We start from the raw sequence: 20,947 nt of genomic DNA on the forward strand, positions 1-20,947 counted from the left end.
CCACGCCGTAGAAAAATTCCGCGCGCATGAAGACGTTCTCGTCGTCTTCCTTGGTCAGGGACACGAAGGTGTAGTCCTTGCGTTTCTGGAAGATGATGGGCTTGATGGGCCGGCGCAGGTCAAACAGGTACCAGGGCGTGCCCGAGCCGCCGCCGTAGTTGCTGGCGCTGACCACGCTGCCGTCCTTGAGGATGACCGGATGGTCGGTGTCGAAGAAATACTGGCCATCATAGCAAGGCGTGTCGAAGCCCTGCTTGAGCAGGCCCCAGACCAGCTCGCCGGGGTGGGTCTTGGCGTCGTAGCCCAGCTGCTGGAACAGCGGATTGTAGACGCCATACTGATCATCTTCGATATCCGTGCGCCTGACGCCGATGGTGTTTTCAAAGGGCTCGTTGACGATGGTCATCTTGTGCTCTTTGAAGTTCTGGATCACGCGGTCGCCCACCCACTTGCGAAACCTGCTCATACTGCCCAGCCAGGGATAGACTTCCTGGGCCGCGCTGCTGGGCACGGTCATGGCGATGCGCTCCCAGTCACTGGGCGCGCCGGCAAAGGCGTTGTTAAAGATGACCTTGAAGCCCGTGGTCAGGGCGCTGAGATTCTGGCGGTTGATGAGCATGACGGTTCCTTCCTTCTTCCTGTGTTAAGCCAGCGCCAGGGCCAGGGTGGCGGACAGGGACGGGTCGATCTCCACCCAGACCTGGCCGTGCTCCAGGCCCCAGACCACGCCGGCCGGGGCACGGGTCCCCGTGCCATCGGTCTTGGCCACGGTCTGGTCATCCACCAGATAGACCACGCGGCCCACTTCGGCCTGGGTGATGGCGTCGGCTGCGGTGGCCGAGGCCAGCAAAAAGAGTCCGGGCCGGACCACGGCCGCCACATCACCGGCCAGGCCGCCGGCATTGCTCACGCCAGCCTCCACCCGGCCCACGGCCACCAGGCCGGGGGCACCAGCTCCAGACGTCGCGGGGACCAGATGCCCCGTGGCGTCCAGACAGGCCACGCCGCCGGCATGCAGCACCGCGCCCGCGGCCAGGGGCAGCTCCAGAAAATTGCGCTCGCGGCGCAGGGTATTGCGGTCTCCCGTCAGGGCAGCCATCTACTTGCCTCCTTCGGCCGATGTGGTGTGCAGGGCCTTGGCGTAATCAGCCTCGGCAATCCCCAGGGCGGCGCAAACGGCGCGCGCCGGGGCATCCAGGGTCGGGGCCGCGCCCTCGGGCGGCGCGCCTGTGGCGGCGCTGGGCGTCCCGATTGCCGGAGCCACGGCGCAAAACGCCCGAAACGCCTCCAGCCCGCCGTCCTGGCGGCAGCTGGCCCGGTAAAAGTCCGCCGTGGCCGGGACAATCTTGCCAGCCTTGAGGGCCTCGCCAATGGCGGCCTCGATGGCGGCCTCTTTGGCCTGCTGCTCGATGCCCGCAAGCTTTGCCTCGGCATTGGCCGCGCGCTGGGCGGCGGCGTCATAGTCCGCCCGGGGCACGTAGCGGGTCAGGTCCGGCATGGCGGACGCCTTGATGGAGTTGATCGCCGTCACCACCTCCTGCGGCCCGGCCGTGGCCGGCAGCCCCAAGACGGCGGTGATGGCGGCGATGTCCGGAGAGACGGGGGAGCCGGGGGAGACGGACGGGACGGGAGCCGGGGCAGTAGCCGGCGGCTGTTGCTGTTGCGTGGCCATGGGATCCTCCTGCGATGTCGCCCCCCGCGCATTCAAGGCGCGCAGGGGCAGGTTGGGATTGTTGGTCAGGCCCGCGCCCGCGATATCCAGGATCACGCCGCCCCGGTCATGCAGCAGCACCGGACTGATCCAGCGGTACTCGCGGTCCGCCACCTGCCGCCCGCCGCGCGGCGTCCAGTCCACCGAGCCCCAGACCGTGCCGTCGTCGGCCACGCGCAGGCTGGTGATCCAGCCGGCCGCCGGGGCTTCCTGCAAGGGCTCCTCGCCCACATGATCACGGTCGATGGGCGCAGGCCGGCCACGGGCCGCAAAGGCGTCCACCACGGCCTGAGCCGAGGGCAGCACAAACCGGCGGCCGTCCCGGCCCACGATCTCCGGGCCAGCCGGCAGCAACTGGATTTCGGCTGGGGCTGCGGGCACGGGCTGGCCCGTGGCCTGAGAGGGCGCAACCTGAGAGGGCGCGGCCGGCAGCTCGAAGCAATAGGAAAAGGCGGCACGGAAGGTGTCCATGCCCCCCGGTCTAGCCGGAGGCGGACAAAAAAAGAGGCCTGACACGTGTCAGGCCCAAGGCGGGAGGGGGGAAGAAAAGGCGGGGGAAGAGGGGAAACGGCTTTCCCGGGGGAAATGATTTCCCCCGGACCCCCTCAAAAGGGGTGGGAAAAGAGCACGCTGCAATGGTGGCACGGCGGCGGGAGAAAGTCTAGAGCGCTGACTCCTTCAATAAGAGCGTTTAAAAGGCGTTTAACGCCGCGCCTGACGGCCGCAATGTCACTTCCCGGCATCACTGGTGGTCCGGATGCTTGCGGGCGTTACAGGGCAAATATGGGCCGCGAACGCCAACACTGCCACAAAGGGCTTGCGCACCCGCGCGCCAGGGTCTATATATATCGATATCGGGTAGCTCTTGAAGACTGGAAAAACGCCGGGCCAGTGGTTGCTTGCGAGCTTCCATGCGGGGGAGGCGAGCTTTGACTCGCATTGGCGTCCCGCCAAGGGCTACCCCTTGCTTAAATTTCCCCCTCCAATATTGTGAGCCCAGGCTGTTTGAGGTTGGCCAGGTCCACCATGCCGGCGCTGCGGATGGCATTGGCCTTCGCCCCCTTGCCCAGGTCATGATCCAGCCGGACGGCCAGGCGGGCCAGCCGTGTTTCGCCCTCCACTTCCCAGACGTACAACAGCGCCGGTCGCCGGCCTGCCCCGTCCCACAACACCGCCTTGGGCCTGCCCAGCAGCTCCGGCAGCCGGAGCACATGGCCTGCGGGCACAGCCTTGGCCCCCTTGCGGGCCTCGGCCAGCAGGTGGCGCACTTCCCGCGCCTCGATGCTCAAGCCCGCGGATTGTGGCCGCACGCCCAGTTTTCCCAGCGCCTGCAGGGTAGCCTCGCTCATGACGCCGATGGTACGGCGGCCGCCGTACTGCCGGCCCGTGTCCCCCAGGGAGAGCCCCTCGGCCCAGGCCCGGTATTCCCGGGAGGTCCTGGGCAGCAGGTGGGCCTGGTCCTGCCGCCAGGCCCGCGCGGCGTCGCCGGGATGCGCCCGGCCCAGGCCGTCCATGGCGTGGCGGGCGGCGTCCAGGTCCCGCCTGGTTTTCCCCACGTTGTAATCCCAGCCAGGGTCACAGCCCTGGTGCACCTGCAGCACCTCCCCGGTGCGCCGGTTGGTCCAGGGCCTGGGAGAGACGTCCGGGGCCTGCTGGCGGATGTCCCCCTTGCCCGCCAGACGCCCATGCTCCACCTTGGAGACCTGGCGCACCCAGCATTTGCAGCCCCAGCCATTGGGCGGATAGTGCGTGGACCAAAATGGATCATCCGCTGGCAGCAACAACCCATTGAAGGCCTGGTGTTCGGGCCGGTGCTCGCGGCTCGGCCCCAGCTGATAGAGCAGATACGGGTGACTGGTCTTGGTCCGCTGGATGCGGTCCCACTGCCCGGCGGCACGGGCCGTGCGCAGATTGGTCGAATAGATACGCTTGAGCCGGGCCAGGCCCACCAGCACCTTCCTGACTTCGCCCGTTCTGGGATCAACCACTTCCACGCCTTCGCCGTACCAGCCCAGTTGCTTGAGCCGCGGCCGCAGCTCCTTGGCAAAAGTCCGGATCGTCTCGCCTTCGGCCGTGGCCTTGTCCATGGCCTCGCGCAGGGTCTGCAGCACCTCCAGGCGCGTGGCCTTGGCCACGGTCCAGGCTGCGGCGTGTTCCTCGCCCCAGACTTCATCATGATTGAAGGAGACCCGCAGCCCCTTCTTGCGGAAGAATTCCAACGCCTCCCTGGGCGGCTTGCCTGGAAAGGAGAACCCCGGCTTGTCGGTGTAGTCCGGCATGGCTGTTCCCTTGCCCCCTAGTCCGTCGCATCGCCCGCGCCGCGGGCGGCAAAGGCGGCCTTGGCCAGGGAGGCCGCCAGCTGCGTGGGGGCCAGGGTCTCCAGCAGCTCCGGCAGCCTGGCGGCAAACTCCTCAAAGCTGTCGCAGGCCTCAGCCAGCGCCACCACCGGGTCTGTCAGTTCCGCGGCCACGGGCTCCCATTCATCCGCCAGCATCTCGGCTTCTATGTCTTCCAACAGGGCCAGGGACCGGGAATCGGTCATCACGGGCGCGGCACTCCCCACGGAACCTGCCCCCTGGCTCTGGGCCGCCCGAGAACCAGGGCGAGAACCAGGGGGAATAATCCCCCCTGGACCCCCTGCTTGGGCGGGCGACGATTCCCCTGGGGAATCGCCACCCGCCCCAGTGGAGGGGGCTTGGGGGAACTCAGTTCCCCCGACCTCTTCTTCCTTCTCCCTTCTCTCCTCTTCCTTCTTCTCTCCCAGCAGCTCCCCGCCGTCTTCCAGGTTTGGCGGGTCCGGCAGGCCGAGCTTGTCGCGCACCACGCTGGCCTCCACCCGGAGGCCCAGGGGCACGAGCTTGGCCAGGGCGTCCACCAGGCCGGCGATGTCCTCGGGCTCGGGCACGGGCAGGGTCAGGCGGGGGTAGGCGTCTTGTTTGCCCCAGTTGAGCTGGATGAAGGGCTCGATCAAATCCCGGTTTAAGGTGGCTTCAATGTTCAGGGCGTCGTAGACCAGGATATCCAGCCGGACCTCATTGTGGATCTTGGCCTGGGCCATGCTGGCCCCGTCATCCGTGGTCATGGTCTGGCCCAGCACGCCCTTGCTGACCTGCTTGTCCAGATATTCGGCGAGCTTCAAAAAGAGTTCCTGCCCGCCGGCCACCGCCCCGGCCTGCTGGAACTCGATGCGCATGGAGTCCGGCAGCACGCAGGCGGCGTCGGTGCCCAGGTTGGCCACGGCGCTGACCAGGGTGCCGATGTCGTCCGCGCTGGCAGAGGGGCCGTAGCGGCCCACGCGCAGGGGCATGCCGAAGAGCTCGGCAAAGCGCATCCAGTCCGTCACCGTCCACGACTTGCACAGAAAAGACGCCAGACACAGCCGGGCCAGGCCGCCCCGGATGGGCAGGCCGCTCTTGAGCCGCGCATAATGCACCACGAACTGATACGGCGGCAGGGGCATGCCGTCGGGATATTCCGGATCCAGCAGCCGCAGCTCCTCGCCGCTGTCCCGGTCAAAGATGAACCACCTGGGGTCGCGTCGTTTATACTCCCGCGGCGTCCAGCGCGGCCCGCGCTCCCAGCAGATTTCCACGGCGGCGAAGCCCTTGCCCAGGGCGTCCAGCAGGTCCATGACCAGCCAGGTCATCTGCGGCGTGGCCACCAATGCCCGCACGGCGTCGGCCAGCTCCTGATCCCGCGGCGCGTCCGAGGCCGCCTCCACCATGCGCGCCAGGCCGGCCACGGCCAGCTTGCGCGTGCCCAGCACGCCGGCATAGTGCAGATCCCGCTCTTCCATCTCTTCGGCCAGGCCCAAAAACTCCCGGCAATCCCCCTGGCCGGCGTCCATGAGGATGCGCGCCACCCGGTCCGGAGTCAGGCGCGAGGCGATGAGGGCGTCCGGCCAGGGATTGCGCAGGCCCGTGAGCCTGGGCGCGGCCACTTCCCGCGTCAGTTCCGCCGGCCGCACCGGCCGGCCCAGATGATCGTACAGCATAGAGGCTCCTTGCGTGGGGCGCTGCCCCACACCCCGCCGGGGGAAATGATTTCCCCCCTGTCCTACTGGCCCCCTCAGCGGGGTCCAGGGGGATCATCCCCCTGGCAGGGGGCTTGGGGGACGGCGTCCCCCATTCTCCTTGTCAAAATCTACCGCGGCACCAGCCGGCGCCGGCCTTGACCAGGCGGCGCACGGCGTCAAGTGCTTGGTCGCTGGAGGCATGCGCCCCCTGGCGCACGGCTTGGTAGGCGAAGCGTTCGGCTGCGGTGCCGCCGGCATAAAGGGCCAGGAAGAGCGCCCAGGCCCGGTCGGCGTGGGAATCGGCATCCCCCTGGGAGAGAAACCGCGGCGCGCCCAGGGGCGCCTGGATTTTCTTGAGGGAATGCAAGTCCCGCCGAAGGCCCGTGTCGCCCTGGGGGATGCGCAGCCGGCGGTCCTGAAAGGCTTCCTTGCCCAGGGTGGCCAGGTGCTGCTTGGCCGGCCCGGTAAAGAGCACGCCTTCCACGCGGTACTGGCCGTGGGCGTCCTTGGCGTCTTCCACGGGCTTTTCGCCCATGCCGGTCTGGTCCATGCAGCACCGGACCACGGTGTACTTGTCGAAGCACGCGGCCAGCAGGGCATCCTGTTCCTTGAAGGTCGCCCGCTGCCGCGTGATGAGCTCGCGCGCCCAGAAGACGTCGCCCACCAGCTCCAGGACCCAGATGACGAACAGGTCCTTGCGCCGGCCAATGTCCACGCCGATGTAACAGGGGCCGCCCTGGTAGTGGTCCGGCTCCCCGGCCGCGTCATGCTCCACGGAATTGATCAGGTCATAGGACAACCAGGCCGAGGCTTCGTCCAGCCACTTGAGTTCGTATTCTTGCGCCCAGGCGTCCTCGTCATCCAGACCTTCCCGGAGCTCGGCTATGTCCCGCGGCAGCCCGTCGGCCACCGCGCGGTGGATGTCCACCACATGGCGGGACCAGACCCGGCTTTCCCCGGTCATCAACTCATAGAATTTGTTGTCCTTGCCGTTGGGGGTGGAGGTGACGCGCAGCTTCAGACCGGGCTTGGAGATGACAGGGAATAGGGCCTTCCAGATAGCCTTGCTGTCTTGATGAAATCCGAATTCATCAAGGAAGACGTTGGCAGAAAAACCGCGGGCCGTGTTCGGGTTTGCCGGCAGAGCCGTGATGCGGCTGCCTCCGGGAAGCACAACCTCCAGGGCCTTGTAGGTGGCCTCGTCCTTCCATTCGTATTCCAGGGACTCGAAGGCCGCGCCATAGGCCTTGGCGTGAGGTTTGACCCCTTCATCAATAGCCTCCTTCGCCTGGCGCTCCCCGCGGGAGAGAATGACCCAGCGCTCCCGCCAGCCCTGGGACGCCGCTTCCAGGCAATCGTCCACGATCTCCAAGGTTGTCGTGAACGTCTTGCCCGTCTGGCGTGCAAGCATCCCGATCTTGAACCGGCTTTTGTCGCCGATCCATTGGCGTTGATAGGGGTAGAGCTCCAGGGCTGGCATGGATTACCCGGACTATCCGGACAGGCCGTAAACCTGTTCGCGGATCATGGCCAGCACCTCCGGCGAAAGGCCAGCCTTGTTCCCGGCCTGCTGCAGGGCCTCGGCCGCCCGCGTCCGTTCGCGTTCCAGGATGCGCGCCGCCCGCTTCTCGTTCTCGCTGGCCGCCCGCTCCAGTTTTTCCACGGCAATGGCCAGCTTCATGAGCAGGGCCGGCGTGGCCCCGCCTTCCTCTTCGGCCAGCCCCAGGGCGCAGTCAAAGGCCAGGGTCCTCAACACTTCATTGAGGAGGTTACCCACCTCGCCGGCCGGCTGGGAGCCCAGCTTGCCGATCCACATGGCCGCCACCTCGCGGCTTTGCTGCAGGCGTTCCCCCACCACGGCCATGCTCCGGGCATAGCGGTTCACCGCGCTCTTGGAGACGCGCTCGGCATGGCCTTCCTCTTCCAGGATGGCGTTGATGCGCGCCGTGGCCTCCAGCTGCGTCACCCGCGGATCCCGCAGCAGGGCCTGGAGCTGTTCCTTGATGTCCGGCGGCAGGCGGTCGATGGTCGAGGGCTGGGGCATGCTCTTTCCCCTATTCCCCGGGCAGGGGTCGGGCCACGCCCGGTACCTCGGCCAACCCGCGGGAAACGTCCAGGCCGCGGGGCGTCAGGGTGGCCACGGTCACTCCGGACACGCCGCCCACGGTCTCGCGATTGACCAGGCCAGTCTCGGCCAGCCAGGCCAGGGAGCCTTCGACCTGGTCCAGGGTGCTGGGCAAGCCGGCCTCGCAGCAGCAGGCCTGCAGCAGCGGGGCGTTCAGCCGGTAGCCGGGCTCCAGGGCCAGCAGGCGCAGCAGGTCCAAGCGGCGGCGCTGCTCCACAGTGGTGGCATAGGTGCTCATGCGTTGCGCTCCAAGAGGAAGGTATGCATGGTGGTGAGCAACTGGCGATTGGCCCGTGATTCGCCGGCCAGATCGTTCAAGGTGCTGTCAATGCGGTTCATGCGCTCATAGACTTTGGCCAGCTCCGTATGCAGCTGGGTCTGACTGGGCGTGGTACAGCACGTGGTCTCGACCTTGGCCAGGCGCGAGGCATGGTCGTTCAAACGCTCTTCAAGGGTGTCTTCCAGCTCCTTGATACGCTGGTTCGTGACCCGTTCGCGGTTGACCATGTAAATGTAGATGCCCAATGCGCCGGTAAAAAACGTCTGGGCCAAATCAATCCAGAATTTTGCGGTGGCGTAGTCCACGCATGCCTCCGGGGGGCCTGGCCCGCAGGCCGGTTGATGGTCGGTGGATGGTCAGGCATTGGCGGCGGCCCCTAATATGGCCTGTTATGGCCGCTCCGATTCATAGAGTTCCTGGCAGTCCCGGCAGCGGCGGCAGCCGGGCATGGCCTGCCGCCGCGCTGCGGGGATGGGGTCGCCACAATCGGTACAGTCGGGGCACAGCCCGTCAGCGTTGGCCAGCTCCGGCGCGCCCGCCCGACCCGCTTGGGCCAGGGCCTGCGCCAGAAAGGCGGCCTCCGCCCGTTGCGCCTGATCTGCTTCATCCATCTGCGCGTCGCCTGCCGGCCTTACTTCTTGATGGCCTTGGTGGCCACCACGCGGCCAACGACGGCCACAGCCCCGCCTACGGTCGCGGCCAGTCCCGCGCCCACTTCCACCAGCTGGGCCTGGTCTTCCGGGCTGATGGCGTAGCCGACCAGGCCCGCCAGGCCGGCCGCCAGGGCCACCAGCCCGCCCCAGACGGTCTTGGAGCCGAAGAACGTTTTGACGGTGTTCAGATCAGCCATGAGAATGCTCCTTTTTTTGGGGGACGTCGTGTTGTTGGTTACTGATCCCGGCGGCAGCGCCCGTAGGCCTCCGCCAGTTTGGTGTCGTACTTGTTTGCCTTGTAGCCCGGCCCGTTGTAGCGCCTGGCGAATTCGGACCAGTCCAGCCGCTGCAGGGGGGCGACCAGACCCGCGGAACGCAGGTAGGCGCAGAAGGCCTCCAGCTGCCTCGCCTCGCTTTCGCAGTGCGCAGCCACGAAGGCCTGCACGTCAGCGAACCCGCACAGCGGGTGATTGAAGCCCATGATCTGGAACAACCCCCAGGACGCCGCACACAGGGCCGCATCCTTGTGTATCAGGGCGGCGCTGTTCAGCCGCTCCCATTCACCAAGGGAGCCCCGGTACTGCGACCGGTCCCACTTGGGGTACACGAGGTTGGGGTACTTGCCGGCCAGGGGCGCGGGGTCGATATTTCGCGAGACCAGCTGACGCCAGAAGATATGGCCCTCAAACAGCACCCTCGGGCGGCCGTCGGGCAAAAATCCCTTGCCCAAGGATTCCACGGCCAGGACGGCCCGCACCGCGCAGGCTTCCACCCCCAGGGCGGCGGCTGCGGCGGCAATGTCGGCATCGGTCAAGGGAGCGCGCATGTGACCTCCAGGCAGATGAGATGCAGCAATGTGCAGACGCTACCCCTGGCGGGCCAAAAAAAACGGCCTGACAGGTGTCAGGCCGAAGCAGGCGGACATAGATGGGGAATGGGCGCGGAGGCGGGATCAGGGCTGCGGGGAGGCTCCGGGCAGCACGGCCGCAGGGTCCACGCGCCGGCCCTGGCGGTCCGTGGCGCGCACATCCCCGCCGGGCGTCTGTTCCATGCGCCCCAGCGTCCGGCCCTGGCGGTCCCGCAGGATCACGCCGTCCCCCTGGCGGGTGTACGTCCCAGTGGTCCGGCCCTGGCCGTCCACCATGTGGCCGGAGTCCGCGGCCTGGGCGGCCTTGGCGACCTGGGCGGCGGCAGGAAGGATGAGGAGCAAGGAGAGGATCAAGGCGAAGGTGGTACGCATGGCGACTATCCTATGTGGAGTTGGGCGGAAAGGGAAGGCCTCGACGCTTGCAGGCCAGGGCCTTCCCCTATATGCGCTATGCAGCCAGGCTGCCGGGCCGCCGGCACGGCGGCAGGCCCTTGGCCAGGGTCAGCGTTTCTTCCAGGGCCATCACCACGCACTGCAGCCCGTAGGCTTCATCCGGACTCAGGGGCTCCAGCGCCACCCGTTCCGCCATGGCCCCCAGAAAGGCCGCCACGCCGGCAGCCCGTTCCAGGGCATCCTGGCACGTGTCCGTCGGGCGCAGGTAGTTCATGCCGTAGCCTCCATGGAAAGCAGGGCCTGCGCCAACTGCGCCCCAAAGGGCTTTTCCTTCTCTGGCGGATAGTCTATCAGCCCCAGGCTGCGGGCGTCGGCAATGGCCCGCTCCAGCGTCCGCTCGGACACGCCCGTCAAGCGGCGGATTTCCCACCGGGCCAGCCCCAAACGCACATACCGCGCCGCGCGCAAGAGCAGCTGCCGCCGCTCGTCCGGCAGGGCCAGGAGCCGCGCCACCTCCTCCCGGTGCGTGGCCTCCAGGATCCGCGTCACGGCTTCCGCCCGCTCCAGGCGCTGCACCAGGGACTCTTTCACGGCCGCTTCAAGGGCATTGAAGGCGGCAATGTAGCCTTCCTTCCAGCGCATGGCCTCGGGGCCGGTGAACCCCATGACCAACATGGAAAATCCGTCGCGGGTCAGGTAGCACATAGGCAGAGTGCGGCCAATGGGATCGGTGTATGTATTGAACTCAAAATTGAGTCCAACAAATGATTCCGAACACTTGGTAGACAATTCGCGGATGTCGCGCAGAACGTTGCCGTGTTGCTTATCGAAACGCTCGGCAATGCGCAGGGAAGAGATCACAGGCGTGTCGCCGTGAAACTCCAGGTCGCGGGTCACATCAAGGGGGATCAGGTCAGACATGGCAGAGCTCCTTTGATTTTCTCATGAACAAAAAAAGCCGGGTGCTGAGAACCGCCAAAGGTAGCGGCAGGCTTATTTACCCCCGAAAGGGCTCTTGTATTAACCTACACCCGGCAAAACAATCTGGGCTCTTGCCTGCCGTCAGGAAGACGCAGGGCGCAAAAAAACCGCAAGTCTAACGGGTGCGGGTCCGACCTTTGAGGAGTTCTCAGGCTCCGTATGGAAAGAGTTGCACCCGATGCGGGAAAATGTCAAGAGCCATGCATGCTGGCTTGTCAATACCATCAACCGTGTAGCTATCGGAGGAGACATGCTTCCACTTCGCAACTTGGCCGTCTCGCTGGCCTTGTCCCTGGCCTTGGCTATGGGCGCTGCGGCCATGCTCCACGCCGCCGGAGCAACGTACCACGGCAATACTGAATCCGGCATCTTCCATATCCAGGGCTGCAAACACTTCAATTGCAAACGCTGCACAGCCGCCTTTGAATCCCGCGATGCAGCCATTGCTGCAGGATACCGCCCATGCAAGGTCTGCAAGCCATGACGCGGCTGCTCGTTTTCCTGCTGTTGCTTGTGCCGGCCTCTGCCTGGGGCTGGTCCGGCGTCGTCTCGTACATCCCCGATGGTGACACCATCCACGTCATCCTGAACAATGCCACGACGATCAAAGTGCGGTTGTACGGGATCGATTGCCCGGAATCTGCCCAGCCTGGAGGCTTCGAGGCGACGCAATTCGTCCGGGCCAAGGCATACAACGCGGTGGTTGAAGGAGAAACGGTTGATGTGGACCGGTATGGTCGGCAGGTTGCTTTGGTCTCCATCGGCGGAAAAAGCCTCAACGGAGAGATTGTAGAGGCCGGGCACGCCTGGGTTTACACGAAATATTGCACCATCACCGTCTGCAAGCAATGGGACGCGAGCGAGGCTGCCGCCAGAGCAGCCGGCCGCGGCCTTTGGGCAGAGGCCGATCCCACCCCGCCGTGGGAGTGGCGCAGGCGGAACAAGTGAACGAAGCCGGGGCAACCCGGCTTTTTTAACGCGGGGCATCGGCAGGGGCCTCGGCAGCGATCTTTTTGACATACCGGAACGGGCCAAGGACAAAGTGCAACTCCACTGTCGGCTCCCCATCCTCCACCGTCCGCACCGTGGAGGCGCGTAGGGATTCAAGCATCCCGTACATCCCTGCAGACACACCCAGAACAACCCCCAGGGCAAAGACAAGGGCGAGCGACACAACGGCAACGAGGCCGGGCAACAGCAGCGATTTCACTCCCGCACCTCCACTTTTTCCACCGGAAACAGCGCCACGCGCATCGGCCCGCCCGTGGCCACCAGCACATGCTGCCGGCCGGCCTGATCCTGCAGGGGGGCGGAACGGACAATGCCCATCTCGGCCCGTGGCACGCCGGCCAGTTCATAGAATACGGTCACACGGTCGCCGGGGGCGAAGGCGGCCGGCGGGGCTTCCTCTTCCGGTTCCGGCAGGATCCAGGTGCCGAAGACCAGCCCACGCAATGTTGCCACCACCCCGTCTGCAGCATGGTAAAAGGGCTGGCCCTTGACGGACACAAAGCGCCCATTCACCCGCAGGCGGTAGCCGGCTTGCCCGAAAAGCGCGCCGTCAAAAATTTCAATTTTGATGCTTATATTGCCCGGTTTTCTGAGCAAGAGCGTCGCCATGGGCTTGCGTTTTTCGGCCATTATCCATCCAACCTTCTGAAAAAAAATACACTTCCCCGCCGCACTCCATTTTCAGCCGGCCATCCTGGCTGATGGTAGCCACCACGGACTTGCGGCCGGAGCGAAGCCGGAAGACCAGGCCGGCGTCTGTCTCGGCCACGTCTTCAATCAGCAGATCCCGGGCTGCAGCGTGGCCGTACATAAAGACGTAGAGCCGGCCCGAGGGATCAAAGCGCAGCACGTCCTTGGAGCCGGGGGCTGCGCCCTGCCACACCCCATGCAGCCGGGCTGCCTCAAAAGTCATCGAACAGGCTCCCCTGCCGGGGACCGGCATCCCGTGCCCGGGCCAGCACCCGGCGCACCGTGCGTTCGGTCAGGCGCAGGTCCAGGGCCACATCCCGCGGCGAGGCTCCGGCGGCCACGCGCTCCACGATTTCGGCGTCTCGGGCCTTGCGCACGGCCTCGGTGCCCAGGGGCACGTTGCACAGGTAGTCGCCGCCATAGATTGCCGCCAGGCGCTTGGCCTCCGGCCAGCCCATGATCCGGGCGATGGGATGCCCCGGCCCGATGTGCCGCGGGATGTACAGCCGGGCCACTCCGCCGTAAGCCTCCATCAACCGCAGGCAGGCCTCGCCGCCGCCGGGGCCGAGCTCCTCGGCCAGCGCCCGCAGGGAGGCCGGCAGCCAGCGCGTACGGTGTGAGGGGTCGCCCAGCAGGGCAGACGGCCGCGGCATCAGGACTGCCTCCCACCGTGCCGCCGATTGTGCACCGAGAGTGCCGCCACCACCTTGCGCAAATCCTCAGGTGTGGCCCATGCCAGCTTCTCCACGCCGGTCATCTTTTTGAGCAGGCCCTCGGCATACGAGAGGGGCACAAAGCGTCCCTCATCCTGACCCTTGGCGGCCAGCAGGGCTTCGATTTTGCGCAGGAGTGGCCCTGTGCCGCGGCCCGTCTTCACATCCGCCGGCTTTTTGGACGGCTTGAATCCGAGCTGGCGGAACTGGTCCAGCAACAAACCCAGCTGCGCCGGGGTCAGGTCTTTGGCAGACCCGACACCGAACCTGTCCTGGAGCAGGTTGCGGTACACGTCGTCATCCAACCGCAGCTTCTGCTTGGCCACATGCACCATGGCCAGGGCCTTCTTGGTGTCCTGCGGCGTATGGGTGGGGGTTGCGTTGCGTGTGGGTTTCATGCGTCTTTCTCCGTTGGCTGCTCATCAGGGCCTGGCCACCGCGCCATGCCGACGGGAGGAGACCTCCCGTTTCGCTTACGGATTCACCGCCCCCTTCAGCGCTTGCGCCAGATTGAGCTTCACCGTGTTGCTGGCGGCAATCTCCAGCGGCGCGCCGGTCTTGGGATTGCGCCCCATGCGAGCGGCGCGCTGCTGCACTTCCAGCTTGCCCAGGCCCGGCAGGGGCACCCTCTCCCCACGGGCCAGGGTTTCAGTGGCCACCGCGGCCAGGGCGTCCAGCACTTGGCCGATGGCGGTCTTGGTGATATCTCCGGCGAACTTGTCCTTGATGGCGTCGATGAGCTGTGCTTCGGTCATGATGATTTCCTTCTTCTTCTCTTGGGTTATGCGTCACTCAACGTCAGGGGGATGTTGCGATAGCTGCCGTCTTCCTGACGTTCGAGGATCTTGAAGTGCGTTTTGCTGTCCACCACACGCAGGCTGTCCTTGATGGCCTCCATGGCCCGATTCCAGCGGTCATCTTCAAAGGTCAGGCGCAACAGGCTCAAGACCTTGGCCCGCGAGAGCATGCCGTTGCCATCGGCCTGGAAGGCCGCGTCAATGATGGTCTTCACCTGCGGGGACACGCCGGAGGTCCATTCCGTCAGGCAGTCCTGGACCAGGGCCTGCGCCGCCTTGATGCGTTCGTCGAACTCCACCCGCTCCTGAATGACGCGTTCGACTTTGTACCGGCCGTCAAAGGTCGGCAGGCTGACATTGCCTTTGCTACCACCGCGTTTGACGCCGTACTCCTCGAATGCCAGATCCACGAAGGCGGCCACATCGCCGGACACCCTGGCCTTGAAGTCCCGCAGGGCCTGGCGCAATGCCAGGGCATCTGGGATGATGGACCGGACCAGGTCATCGCGGGCCATGTCCAGGGGTTTGATGTTCTTCACGTGCACCAGATTGCCGCGGGCATCCTGGCGAAAATCGGCCATGTCGGTCTGGGGTGTCGCTCCGTAGGCCGCCTGTTCCTCGCTCATGCCGTCACCTCCTCTGCTTCCTTGTTGGCTCTGTCCGTCGTTTCCAGGGCATCCACATGCTTGGCCAGCTGCACCAGCCGTTCCGCAATATCCCTGGACTCGCGCATCAGGTTGGGGTCGCTGCTCCAGCCCTGCAGCCGCTGCACGGCAAAGGCCGTCTCCATGATTTCAATAGCGATTGACATTTCACGCCTCCTTCAACTGCCGTTCACGATGCGCTGCGGACAGGCCTGGCAGGCCCGATGCAGCCGCACGCGGAATCCGGATGTCGCGGCCAGGGGCCGCCGTTGATGTTCCAGACACGTGGCCCCTTCGATTTCCCCCAGCACCGGGCAGTTGACCACGTCCCCGCCGAGCACCCGCCAGACCTTCGCTTCCAGCCCGACCAGGTCGCCAGGGTATTTGCTCCGAAGCGCCGTGCTGACCTGGGCCGGGGAGACGCCCAACTGCTTGGCCACCGCCGCCTGGCTCTCCGCGTCGCAGGCCTTGGCCAGGGTCTCCACCCAGGGCGGCAGCGGGCTCCAGTGCTGCCTCGCCACCTGCAACGCACTCATGGCCGCGCCCCCTTCTGCGCCCCTTGCGGCCAGACCACGGCCTGGAGGTTGGGGTCATAGACCTGCTTCACCTTCTGGATCATCGGCGCCAGCGGCCCATGCTGGCGCACCAGGCGGTACTGGTCGCCCGATCTGGTGACATACCCGGCATGCGCCAGCATTTTCAGATAAGTGTAGGCGACGCTTTCCTTCACGGAGACGGCGGTGGCCAGGTCCACAGCCGTGCACGCCTTCATCATCCGCAACCCGCGCCACATGCGCTGTTGGTCCGTTTCCGGGAACGGCTTGCCTTCTTTGTCCAGATGCGGGGCTTGCGCCGGGCGTTGCGTCAATCGGTACGTCGTCATCGCCCCTATCCCCTGGCCAGGAGTGGCCGTGCACACCCCGGCCAGGCACAGCCGGCGCAGGTATTCCCGGATTTCGCCCTTGCCCCGCAGTACCTTGGCCCCCACGGCCGCCACAGTGATGTCCCTGCCCGCGTCGGCCAACTCCAGCATGGCCGTCCACACCGCGTCATTGCCGGCCAGGGGGTGGCGTTGATCAATAGGTTTCGGAGGCATCACGCAGCCCTCCGCACGGCCGGGGTCTCCCCTTTGAAGAATTCCCGCTTGCCCCAGTGTTGTTCGTCCGCCTGCTCCCAGCCCTCGGTCCGGGCCGCTTCCCGCACCCGTTCCAGATTGACGCAGATGCGCCGCAGCCGCCCGCCGCTGGCCTGGTGCAACCGGGCCAGCAAGCCGGGCGCAATGGCCACATCCGGGCAGTAGTGCCGGGCCAGCAGCTCGCAGTCCTGTACCGTGGCCGGCTGGGCCGGCAGCCAGTCCAGCATCCGGTTGTGGACGCGCTCATGCTGGGCCAGCTTGTCCGGCAGCCGCTCCTCGCCAATCAGGATGATGGGCGCGCCGCTGGCGTCGTGCAGCTCCCGCACCAGCTCGATCATGCCACGGGCCGCCAGATGGTCGGCCTCGTCGATGATCAATGGCGCATTGGCCACGGCCAGGGCTTCGACAACCTTTTCCACCATGTCCCCGATGGTCCCGCGGGGCGCGAGGCCCAGCTCGGTGGCAATGGCCGTGCACAGCTTTTTCTTGGTCCAGGATGACCCCACCTCCACGTACTTGGCCCGCGCCTTGTTGGCCGCGTGGATGGCGCTCCAGGTCTTGCCGTAGCCGCTGTGCCCGTGGAACGTGGCCATGCCCGGCAGGTGCGCCGGCCGGTTGCAGACCCGTTCCACCAGCTCGGCAAAGAGCCGCACGTTTGTCAGGGGCGCAATGCCCGTGCCTGCTGCCGTCATCTCAGGCTCCTTTCTTGGCAGGGCCAACGGTGGCCTGTTTGGCAACACACAGGGGGCGTGAACATTTGTCATAGACACACACACTGCCTAGATCAGTAGGATCAAAAGCCACCTTCACCTCGCCCCCATGCTGCAGGCACAATGCGGGGTGTTCGTAACTCGTGCCATGGATCACGATGCGACCTCGTTGGGGGACTCGTTGCAACACTCTCATCTGTTCCTCCTGTTATCCCAGGGCCACTTCCCCGAACTCTTCATAGAGCCGGGCCTGGCTGAGGTATTCTGGTGTGGTGACGTAATAATCCAGCCACTTGGCTTCATGCGGCGAGAGGGCCTCGCCTCCCGTGCGCCGGGCCTCCAGGGCCTGCGCTTTGAGGAAGCGCTCACGCTTGGGGTTCCCCGCCGGGGCGGGGGCAATGGAGGCAGCCTCCAGGGGGGAGAATCCCCCCTGCCCCCCCTGATCGAGTGGAATGGAGGGGGTTCGGGGGAACTCAGTTCCCCCGAGCACATATCCCTGCATCTCCACCACCTTGGCCTGCGCCCGCTTCAGCTGCGCCTTGCGGCGACCTTCGCGCGCGGCCTCAATGGTCGATTGCGGGAAATACGCCGCGGCGTGGCCGTCCTGCTTGGCAATGGCCAGCAGCTGGCCGTCCAGGTTGCGGACCCAGACCTTGGAAAAGTCGTGCAAATCGTAGGCAACCTGCACTTCCTGCCCGTGCATGGCCTCCAATTCCGGCGCGTAGTACTCCCGGTTGAACAGCGTCACGAGGCACCGCCGGCAGGTCCGGATCAGATGCGGCCGGAACAGCTCGGCGGCCTCTTCGGGCGTCGGGTGGAACAGCTCGCACAGGGGATCGCGGGCCAGCTCGGCCCAGCGTTCGTCCGGGGTCTGGTGACGGAGCTGGCCCGTCTGCGGATCTTGAATCCTGGGCAAGCCACGATGCGGCCGGGCGTTGTAGGCCCGCATCTGCTCGTCCATCCAGGCCAGGTATTGATCCCAGGTCGGATACAGGGGCGAAGTTCCGCGCTCCTTGATCTGCACCAGCGCCAGCTTGTGGATCTTCTTCTCGGCCTCATCATCCATGTCCCAGCCGCAGTAGCCGGGCAGCATCCGCGCGCTGCGGATCCAGTTCTTCTGAAATCCTTCGATCACCCCGCGGGCCTGGGAATTGTAGGGGATGCTGTGCTCAATGCGCACGCCCAGGCGCAGCAACAGCCCGTCGCCTTCGCGGCCAAGCATCTCATTCTTGAAGCCGCAGCCATTGTCCGCATAGAACAGGGCCGGGATGCCCGCCGTCTCCACGCTGTGCCGCAGGGCATCTGCCACCAGCCCGGCGGATTCATGCTCCCAGCTGCTCCAGCCCACGCACTTGCGCGAGGCAAGATCCAATACCGCCACCACCTCGGGCCGGAATGGCTGGCCATGATCCGGGTGCAGCACCTTCATGTCCTGCCGGTGGCCGTCGGACGTGTACACGTCGCCGGGCAAAAGCTCTTTGAAGGTGCGTTTAACGTAGGCTTGCAGATTCCGCAGCGCCCGCGGCCCCATGCGGCCCTTGTTGGCCTGCACCGCGCCCAGACGCTTGATGGTCCGTTCCACCGCGCTGATGGAAGGCAGCGTTAACCCCTGGGTAACGGCCACTTCATAGCACATGGCCAGGGTCGGCTTGCCAGGCCGGCGGTACAGCTTGAGGAACGGCCCCAGCCACGCCGGGGGCGCGTTGTCTGGCAATTTGGTGGGCTTCGGGGCCAGGGCATCCGGCCCCTGCCGGTCCAGCGTGGTGCGCCAGAGCCGCAGCGTCACGGCACTCACAGCCCGCTGTTCGCCCTTGCGGGCATTGGCCACCGCGGCCAACTCCGCCAGCCGGGGGGCCAACGTCCCCGCCGCGGCCATTGCTGCAAATGTGGCTTCAGCCTTGATGATCCCCACCCGCATGGTTTCGGCCAGCCCGCGGACGGCTTCCAGCACGCCCAATCGCGCGTCCCGCACCTCCGCCTGCCAGTCCCGCATGGGGGCCATCAGACAGGCCGGCACCTGCGCAGCTGGCGCGGGTCCGGTCAATGGGGCAGCCTGGTCCAGCACATGCGCAACAGCCCGCTCCCGTACCGCCGCCGGCAACCCCTCCAGCAGATACAGCCGTGCGCCGCGCGTGCCGGTGACGTAGGGCCAATCCTCATAGAGAGCACGTTTCCTCAGTCCCCGCTCGGTTACGCCAAGCGATGAGGCGATTACGCGGGCCGGCAGCGCTTTCACGCAGCCACCCCTACGCCGTCCGGCAGAGCCAGATAACGGCGCGGCACGCCCAGTTCAACCAGCCGCGTCAGCACCCGTTTGTTGTTTTTTCCGCCACGCACCGTGTGGCAGACCAGGCTGCGGGAGCACTCCAGATCCCTGGCGATGTCCGCCATGCTGATCCCTTTACGCACCAGGTACGCCCGGATCGCCCGCCCGTTGCGTGGGCTCTCCACGGAATCAATACGCCGCGCCATGGCCATAGGCCTTTTGCTACCCGTCATGCCTAGTCCTCCAACACAGCCCGCAACCGGGCCTTTTTCTTCTTCAGTTGCCGCTCGGCCTCTTCCAACTCCGCAAGCTGCAGCAGGGCAACCTGCTTCCGGTCGATGACCTTCGCCTCCAATGGAGCCGCCAGCGCCTGCAACGGCTCCAGCGTGTGCAAGGCTCGGCAGAAAGCCACCACCCCGCGCGTTGGCACCGGTCTGTCTGTTTCCATTGGGTTCAGCCATTTCGCCAAAGTCTCGACAGAAAGCCGCCCACCGCGCCCAGCCGAGAGTGTGAGCCCATGCTCCCCGGCTACCCCGTTCATCCGATCAACCACCTGATCCATACTCAGCCCCGTGGATTCATAAGCTCGCCGCATGGCCGCCTTGATCATTGGATCAACGTCCAACGATGCGGCGAAAAGAGACAGTGGGCGCGTCCGATGGGGCATTGTCCGTCCAATATCCGGGTTTTTCCGGGCGTTGTTTCCGGCCTGAACTGGTGTTATCCAGACTGGGGGCATGGTCTACATGGCGACCTTGCGAGACTTCTTCTAAACCGATTTTTCGGGTGTTGCAACCGAAAAATTGAGCAATGATCACCTGTTTTTTGAGTGATGCCATCAACACACTTTAACCATTGGATAAAAATGCAAAAAAATCATCCCAAAATGCCTGAGGAGGGAGGTAAAAATAAAGGTTTCGGCGAACGCTTGCGCAAGCTTAGGGACTCGAAAAGCCTTACACAGCGCGATGTTGCACAGGCGCTCGGAGTCGCGACCTCTTCACTGCAGCGCTATGAGGATGGTTGGCTACCGAAAGGCGACGCCATAATCAGTCTCGCCCGATTTTTCGGTTGTTCAACCGACTTTCTACTTCTCGGCCAAATAGACGCCGCGCCGCAGTTAGCATCCGAAAGCGGCATGATCTACATTAAGAAAGTCAACGCACGGCTGTCGGCTGGTAATGGCAGCTTGGAAACATCTGGAGATGTCCACGGGTGGTTCGCCTTCCGCGAAGAGTGGGTTATTGCGAGAGGTCGCCCATCTAGCATGGTGCTTATGGATGTTTATGGTGACTCTATGGAGCCTGACATTCATGGCGGCGACATGGTACTAATAGATGAAAGCAAAAAGGAACTAATTGCAGGCGCGATTTATGCGATTGCAATTGACCATGAAATACTAATTAAATGCATTGACAAGCTTCCAGGCAAGCTTGTGCTTAGGAGCAAAAATCCGTCATACGATCCTATCGAAATAGACCTTTCACTCGAAGGGCAATACATTCACATTATAGGGCGCGTCTTATGGTGGTGTAGAGAGGCAAGATAGGTATGCCAAACGTGTCATTGTATACATTGGCAGTATAGAATTATGGGTGAAATCTAGTTCCGAGTCGGACTCGGAACTAGATTGTCAAAACAACATCAACTTACTGATTTAAAATATGATTTTTTCTCAGTGTAAGTGTGCAGTTGGTTCCGGGTCAGCCAATCAACCGCGCGGGGGTCCTGATGTCGAAAGCTTGCAGCATCAAATAGTTACGTGAAAGCCGGTGATAAAAGCAGACGCGGCAAGACCTGGCCAGCAGGCCGCAAACCCCCAAAACTGATAAAAGCGCCCCAGCGGCTTTCAGACCCGCCAGGACGCTCCTAACAACGCGTTTTCCTTCCCACTATATCCCCTCAAATCCCACCATGTCCCGCCTCACTGCCTGATAAAAGCAGCCGCTGCCCTG

Annotated in this window: 34 protein-coding genes and 1 other RNA gene; 3 read left to right on the top strand and 32 right to left on the bottom strand. The window is 64.9% G+C overall.

The features are described 5' to 3' along the window. From ACYQ00_RS20735 to ACYQ00_RS20805, 15 genes are all read right to left on the bottom strand, one after another. A partial coding sequence (locus ACYQ00_RS20735) for a Mu-like prophage major head subunit gpT family protein (RefSeq protein WP_460033958.1) occupies positions 1 to 619 on the bottom strand: 619 nt, incomplete at its 3' end. A 24-nt stretch (positions 620 to 643) separates the two neighbouring features. Then, positions 644 to 1,099, bottom strand: coding sequence for a hypothetical protein (locus tag ACYQ00_RS20740; RefSeq protein ID WP_460033904.1), 456 nt, complete (start codon positions 1,097 to 1,099; stop codon positions 644 to 646). Beyond that, positions 1,100 to 2,182 (bottom strand): phage protease, encoded by a 1,083-nt coding sequence (locus ACYQ00_RS20745; protein WP_460033903.1) that lies wholly within the window; start codon positions 2,180 to 2,182, stop codon positions 1,100 to 1,102. 497 nt (positions 2,183 to 2,679) lie between these two features. Further along, on the bottom strand, positions 2,680 to 3,990 hold the full coding sequence (locus ACYQ00_RS20750) for a phage head morphogenesis protein (protein WP_460033902.1): 1,311 nt from the start codon (positions 3,988 to 3,990) through the stop codon (positions 2,680 to 2,682). Positions 3,991 to 4,007: 17 nt separating this feature from the next. After that, entirely contained in the window at positions 4,008 to 5,705 is a 1,698-nt protein-coding gene (locus ACYQ00_RS20755) for a DUF935 domain-containing protein (protein WP_460033901.1), read from the bottom strand. A gap of 142 nt (positions 5,706 to 5,847) precedes the next feature. Further along, the gene (locus ACYQ00_RS20760; protein WP_460033959.1) at positions 5,848 to 7,206 is read right to left on the bottom strand and encodes a terminase large subunit domain-containing protein; all 1,359 of its coding nucleotides are present in this window, start codon (positions 7,204 to 7,206) and stop codon (positions 5,848 to 5,850) included. A 12-nt stretch (positions 7,207 to 7,218) separates the two neighbouring features. Beyond that, entirely contained in the window at positions 7,219 to 7,770 is a 552-nt protein-coding gene (locus tag ACYQ00_RS20765) for a DUF3486 family protein (protein ID WP_460030666.1), read from the bottom strand. A gap of 10 nt (positions 7,771 to 7,780) precedes the next feature. Beyond that, on the bottom strand, positions 7,781 to 8,089 hold the full coding sequence (locus tag ACYQ00_RS20770; protein WP_460030667.1) for a VpaChn25_0724 family phage protein: 309 nt from the start codon (positions 8,087 to 8,089) through the stop codon (positions 7,781 to 7,783). Then, the gene (locus tag ACYQ00_RS20775; protein ID WP_460030180.1) at positions 8,086 to 8,436 is read right to left on the bottom strand and encodes a DUF2730 family protein; all 351 of its coding nucleotides are present in this window, start codon (positions 8,434 to 8,436) and stop codon (positions 8,086 to 8,088) included. The genes ACYQ00_RS20770 and ACYQ00_RS20775 overlap by 4 nt, the downstream gene beginning before the upstream one ends. Positions 8,437 to 8,520: 84 nt before the next feature. Beyond that, positions 8,521 to 8,742 carry a TraR/DksA C4-type zinc finger protein gene (locus ACYQ00_RS20780; RefSeq protein ID WP_460030181.1) on the bottom strand — a complete coding sequence of 74 codons (222 nt, stop codon included), beginning with the start codon at positions 8,740 to 8,742 and terminating at the stop codon, positions 8,521 to 8,523. Positions 8,743 to 8,762: 20 nt separating this feature from the next. After that, positions 8,763 to 8,981 carry a hypothetical protein gene (locus ACYQ00_RS20785; protein WP_460030182.1) on the bottom strand — a complete coding sequence of 73 codons (219 nt, stop codon included), beginning with the start codon at positions 8,979 to 8,981 and terminating at the stop codon, positions 8,763 to 8,765. A 38-nt stretch (positions 8,982 to 9,019) separates the two neighbouring features. Next, positions 9,020 to 9,610, bottom strand: a complete 591-nt coding sequence (locus ACYQ00_RS20790) for an N-acetylmuramidase family protein (protein WP_460030668.1) — start codon at positions 9,608 to 9,610, stop codon at positions 9,020 to 9,022. Between the two features lie 126 nt (positions 9,611 to 9,736). Then, complete coding sequence (locus ACYQ00_RS20795) at positions 9,737 to 10,024, bottom strand: hypothetical protein (protein WP_460030185.1); 288 nt, start codon at positions 10,022 to 10,024, stop codon at positions 9,737 to 9,739. A gap of 76 nt (positions 10,025 to 10,100) precedes the next feature. Further along, positions 10,101 to 10,319, bottom strand: a complete 219-nt coding sequence (locus tag ACYQ00_RS20800) for a hypothetical protein (protein ID WP_460030186.1) — start codon at positions 10,317 to 10,319, stop codon at positions 10,101 to 10,103. Further along, positions 10,316 to 10,966, bottom strand: a complete 651-nt coding sequence (locus ACYQ00_RS20805; protein ID WP_460030187.1) for a Rha family transcriptional regulator — start codon at positions 10,964 to 10,966, stop codon at positions 10,316 to 10,318. Before ACYQ00_RS20805 ends, ACYQ00_RS20800 begins: the two co-directional genes overlap by 4 nt. A 310-nt stretch (positions 10,967 to 11,276) precedes the next feature. Here ACYQ00_RS20805 and ACYQ00_RS20810 point away from each other — a divergent pair, with 310 nt between their 5' ends. Continuing rightward, positions 11,277 to 11,510 (top strand): Ada metal-binding domain-containing protein, encoded by a 234-nt coding sequence (locus tag ACYQ00_RS20810; protein ID WP_460030188.1) that lies wholly within the window; start codon positions 11,277 to 11,279, stop codon positions 11,508 to 11,510. After that, a complete protein-coding gene (locus ACYQ00_RS20815; RefSeq protein ID WP_460030189.1) occupies positions 11,489 to 11,974 on the top strand; it encodes a thermonuclease family protein in 486 nt (161 codons plus the stop codon). The genes ACYQ00_RS20810 and ACYQ00_RS20815 overlap by 22 nt, the downstream gene beginning before the upstream one ends. 25 nt (positions 11,975 to 11,999) lie before the next feature. On the opposite strand, the gene ACYQ00_RS20820 is transcribed toward ACYQ00_RS20815, so the two are convergent. The 17 genes from ACYQ00_RS20820 to ACYQ00_RS20900 form a co-directional block, all read right to left on the bottom strand. Beyond that, positions 12,000 to 12,137 carry a hypothetical protein gene (locus tag ACYQ00_RS20820; protein ID WP_460030190.1) on the bottom strand — a complete coding sequence of 46 codons (138 nt, stop codon included), beginning with the start codon at positions 12,135 to 12,137 and terminating at the stop codon, positions 12,000 to 12,002. A gap of 95 nt (positions 12,138 to 12,232) precedes the next feature. Then, positions 12,233 to 12,646, bottom strand: a complete 414-nt coding sequence (locus tag ACYQ00_RS20825) for a hypothetical protein (protein WP_460030191.1) — start codon at positions 12,644 to 12,646, stop codon at positions 12,233 to 12,235. Beyond that, positions 12,597 to 12,950 carry a hypothetical protein gene (locus ACYQ00_RS20830; protein WP_460030192.1) on the bottom strand — a complete coding sequence of 118 codons (354 nt, stop codon included), beginning with the start codon at positions 12,948 to 12,950 and terminating at the stop codon, positions 12,597 to 12,599. The genes ACYQ00_RS20825 and ACYQ00_RS20830 overlap by 50 nt, the downstream gene beginning before the upstream one ends. Continuing rightward, entirely contained in the window at positions 12,940 to 13,380 is a 441-nt protein-coding gene (locus tag ACYQ00_RS20835) for a helix-turn-helix domain-containing protein (protein ID WP_460030193.1), read from the bottom strand. Before ACYQ00_RS20835 ends, ACYQ00_RS20830 begins: the two co-directional genes overlap by 11 nt. Next, positions 13,380 to 13,838, bottom strand: coding sequence for a gp16 family protein (locus ACYQ00_RS20840; RefSeq protein WP_460030194.1), 459 nt, complete (start codon positions 13,836 to 13,838; stop codon positions 13,380 to 13,382). Before ACYQ00_RS20840 ends, ACYQ00_RS20835 begins: the two co-directional genes overlap by 1 nt. 11 nt (positions 13,839 to 13,849) lie before the next feature. Next, positions 13,850 to 13,915, bottom strand: an RNA gene (locus ACYQ00_RS20845) — hammerhead ribozyme type II. Then, positions 13,914 to 14,195: an HU family DNA-binding protein gene (locus ACYQ00_RS20850; protein ID WP_460030195.1), complete on the bottom strand. Its 282-nt coding sequence runs from the start codon at positions 14,193 to 14,195 to the stop codon at positions 13,914 to 13,916. The genes ACYQ00_RS20845 and ACYQ00_RS20850 overlap by 2 nt, the downstream gene beginning before the upstream one ends. Positions 14,196 to 14,221: 26 nt before the next feature. Beyond that, complete coding sequence (locus ACYQ00_RS20855) at positions 14,222 to 14,863, bottom strand: DUF3164 family protein (RefSeq protein WP_460030196.1); 642 nt, start codon at positions 14,861 to 14,863, stop codon at positions 14,222 to 14,224. After that, positions 14,860 to 15,048, bottom strand: coding sequence for a hypothetical protein (locus tag ACYQ00_RS20860; RefSeq protein ID WP_460030197.1), 189 nt, complete (start codon positions 15,046 to 15,048; stop codon positions 14,860 to 14,862). The genes ACYQ00_RS20855 and ACYQ00_RS20860 overlap by 4 nt, the downstream gene beginning before the upstream one ends. Before the next feature lie 12 nt (positions 15,049 to 15,060). After that, positions 15,061 to 15,417, bottom strand: a complete 357-nt coding sequence (locus ACYQ00_RS20865) for a hypothetical protein (protein WP_460030198.1) — start codon at positions 15,415 to 15,417, stop codon at positions 15,061 to 15,063. After that, entirely contained in the window at positions 15,414 to 15,977 is a 564-nt protein-coding gene (locus tag ACYQ00_RS20870; protein WP_460030199.1) for a hypothetical protein, read from the bottom strand. Before ACYQ00_RS20870 ends, ACYQ00_RS20865 begins: the two co-directional genes overlap by 4 nt. Further along, complete coding sequence (locus ACYQ00_RS20875) at positions 15,977 to 16,708, bottom strand: AAA family ATPase (RefSeq protein ID WP_460030200.1); 732 nt, start codon at positions 16,706 to 16,708, stop codon at positions 15,977 to 15,979. Before ACYQ00_RS20875 ends, ACYQ00_RS20870 begins: the two co-directional genes overlap by 1 nt. A 1-nt stretch (position 16,709) precedes the next feature. Next, positions 16,710 to 16,922 carry a Mu transposase C-terminal domain-containing protein gene (locus ACYQ00_RS20880; RefSeq protein ID WP_460030201.1) on the bottom strand — a complete coding sequence of 71 codons (213 nt, stop codon included), beginning with the start codon at positions 16,920 to 16,922 and terminating at the stop codon, positions 16,710 to 16,712. 12 nt (positions 16,923 to 16,934) lie between these two features. Continuing rightward, complete coding sequence (locus ACYQ00_RS20885; protein WP_460030202.1) at positions 16,935 to 18,962, bottom strand: Mu transposase C-terminal domain-containing protein; 2,028 nt, start codon at positions 18,960 to 18,962, stop codon at positions 16,935 to 16,937. After that, positions 18,959 to 19,198, bottom strand: coding sequence for a helix-turn-helix domain-containing protein (locus tag ACYQ00_RS20890; RefSeq protein WP_460030203.1), 240 nt, complete (start codon positions 19,196 to 19,198; stop codon positions 18,959 to 18,961). The genes ACYQ00_RS20885 and ACYQ00_RS20890 overlap by 4 nt, the downstream gene beginning before the upstream one ends. A 29-nt stretch (positions 19,199 to 19,227) precedes the next feature. Then, complete coding sequence (locus ACYQ00_RS20895) at positions 19,228 to 19,554, bottom strand: hypothetical protein (RefSeq protein WP_460030204.1); 327 nt, start codon at positions 19,552 to 19,554, stop codon at positions 19,228 to 19,230. A gap of 52 nt (positions 19,555 to 19,606) precedes the next feature. After that, positions 19,607 to 19,831 (bottom strand): hypothetical protein, encoded by a 225-nt coding sequence (locus ACYQ00_RS20900; protein ID WP_460030205.1) that lies wholly within the window; start codon positions 19,829 to 19,831, stop codon positions 19,607 to 19,609. Between ACYQ00_RS20900 and ACYQ00_RS20905 the strand changes: the two genes are divergently transcribed. After that, positions 19,825 to 20,541, top strand: a complete 717-nt coding sequence (locus ACYQ00_RS20905; protein ID WP_460030206.1) for an XRE family transcriptional regulator — start codon at positions 19,825 to 19,827, stop codon at positions 20,539 to 20,541. The two genes, ACYQ00_RS20900 and ACYQ00_RS20905, sit on opposite strands and share 7 nt — an antisense overlap. The last annotated feature ends 406 nt before the right edge of the window (positions 20,542 to 20,947 follow it).

The organism is Megalodesulfovibrio paquesii, from assembly GCF_054653055.1.

Coding starts and splice junctions, on each gene's coding strand:
- ACYQ00_RS20900 (WP_460030205.1), bottom strand. CDS start 19,831: ATGGCATCACTCAAAAAACAGGTGATCATTGCTCAATTTTTCGGTTGC.
- ACYQ00_RS20835 (WP_460030193.1), bottom strand. CDS start 13,380: ATGCCGCGGCCGTCTGCCCTGCTGGGCGACCCCTCACACCGTACGCGC.
- ACYQ00_RS20755 (WP_460033901.1), bottom strand. CDS start 5,705: ATGCTGTACGATCATCTGGGCCGGCCGGTGCGGCCGGCGGAACTGACG.
- ACYQ00_RS20880 (WP_460030201.1), bottom strand. CDS start 16,922: ATGAGAGTGTTGCAACGAGTCCCCCAACGAGGTCGCATCGTGATCCAT.
- ACYQ00_RS20825 (WP_460030191.1), bottom strand. CDS start 12,646: ATGGCGACGCTCTTGCTCAGAAAACCGGGCAATATAAGCATCAAAATT.
- ACYQ00_RS20840 (WP_460030194.1), bottom strand. CDS start 13,838: ATGAAACCCACACGCAACGCAACCCCCACCCATACGCCGCAGGACACC.
- ACYQ00_RS20895 (WP_460030204.1), bottom strand. CDS start 19,554: ATGGATCAGGTGGTTGATCGGATGAACGGGGTAGCCGGGGAGCATGGG.
- ACYQ00_RS20750 (WP_460033902.1), bottom strand. CDS start 3,990: ATGCCGGACTACACCGACAAGCCGGGGTTCTCCTTTCCAGGCAAGCCG.
- ACYQ00_RS20860 (WP_460030197.1), bottom strand. CDS start 15,048: ATGTCAATCGCTATTGAAATCATGGAGACGGCCTTTGCCGTGCAGCGG.
- ACYQ00_RS20740 (WP_460033904.1), bottom strand. CDS start 1,099: ATGGCTGCCCTGACGGGAGACCGCAATACCCTGCGCCGCGAGCGCAAT.
- ACYQ00_RS20870 (WP_460030199.1), bottom strand. CDS start 15,977: ATGCCTCCGAAACCTATTGATCAACGCCACCCCCTGGCCGGCAATGAC.
- ACYQ00_RS20795 (WP_460030185.1), bottom strand. CDS start 10,024: ATGCGTACCACCTTCGCCTTGATCCTCTCCTTGCTCCTCATCCTTCCT.
- ACYQ00_RS20765 (WP_460030666.1), bottom strand. CDS start 7,770: ATGCCCCAGCCCTCGACCATCGACCGCCTGCCGCCGGACATCAAGGAA.
- ACYQ00_RS20760 (WP_460033959.1), bottom strand. CDS start 7,206: ATGCCAGCCCTGGAGCTCTACCCCTATCAACGCCAATGGATCGGCGAC.
- ACYQ00_RS20850 (WP_460030195.1), bottom strand. CDS start 14,195: ATGACCGAAGCACAGCTCATCGACGCCATCAAGGACAAGTTCGCCGGA.
- ACYQ00_RS20890 (WP_460030203.1), bottom strand. CDS start 19,198: ATGGCGCGGCGTATTGATTCCGTGGAGAGCCCACGCAACGGGCGGGCG.
- ACYQ00_RS20815 (WP_460030189.1), top strand. CDS start 11,489: ATGCAAGGTCTGCAAGCCATGACGCGGCTGCTCGTTTTCCTGCTGTTG.
- ACYQ00_RS20865 (WP_460030198.1), bottom strand. CDS start 15,417: ATGAGTGCGTTGCAGGTGGCGAGGCAGCACTGGAGCCCGCTGCCGCCC.
- ACYQ00_RS20875 (WP_460030200.1), bottom strand. CDS start 16,708: ATGACGGCAGCAGGCACGGGCATTGCGCCCCTGACAAACGTGCGGCTC.
- ACYQ00_RS20800 (WP_460030186.1), bottom strand. CDS start 10,319: ATGAACTACCTGCGCCCGACGGACACGTGCCAGGATGCCCTGGAACGG.
- ACYQ00_RS20790 (WP_460030668.1), bottom strand. CDS start 9,610: ATGCGCGCTCCCTTGACCGATGCCGACATTGCCGCCGCAGCCGCCGCC.
- ACYQ00_RS20820 (WP_460030190.1), bottom strand. CDS start 12,137: ATGCTTGAATCCCTACGCGCCTCCACGGTGCGGACGGTGGAGGATGGG.
- ACYQ00_RS20805 (WP_460030187.1), bottom strand. CDS start 10,966: ATGTCTGACCTGATCCCCCTTGATGTGACCCGCGACCTGGAGTTTCAC.
- ACYQ00_RS20785 (WP_460030182.1), bottom strand. CDS start 8,981: ATGGCTGATCTGAACACCGTCAAAACGTTCTTCGGCTCCAAGACCGTC.
- ACYQ00_RS20745 (WP_460033903.1), bottom strand. CDS start 2,182: ATGGACACCTTCCGTGCCGCCTTTTCCTATTGCTTCGAGCTGCCGGCC.
- ACYQ00_RS20810 (WP_460030188.1), top strand. CDS start 11,277: ATGCTTCCACTTCGCAACTTGGCCGTCTCGCTGGCCTTGTCCCTGGCC.
- ACYQ00_RS20905 (WP_460030206.1), top strand. CDS start 19,825: ATGCCATCAACACACTTTAACCATTGGATAAAAATGCAAAAAAATCAT.
- ACYQ00_RS20770 (WP_460030667.1), bottom strand. CDS start 8,089: ATGAGCACCTATGCCACCACTGTGGAGCAGCGCCGCCGCTTGGACCTG.
- ACYQ00_RS20780 (WP_460030181.1), bottom strand. CDS start 8,742: ATGGATGAAGCAGATCAGGCGCAACGGGCGGAGGCCGCCTTTCTGGCG.
- ACYQ00_RS20830 (WP_460030192.1), bottom strand. CDS start 12,950: ATGACTTTTGAGGCAGCCCGGCTGCATGGGGTGTGGCAGGGCGCAGCC.
- ACYQ00_RS20855 (WP_460030196.1), bottom strand. CDS start 14,863: ATGAGCGAGGAACAGGCGGCCTACGGAGCGACACCCCAGACCGACATG.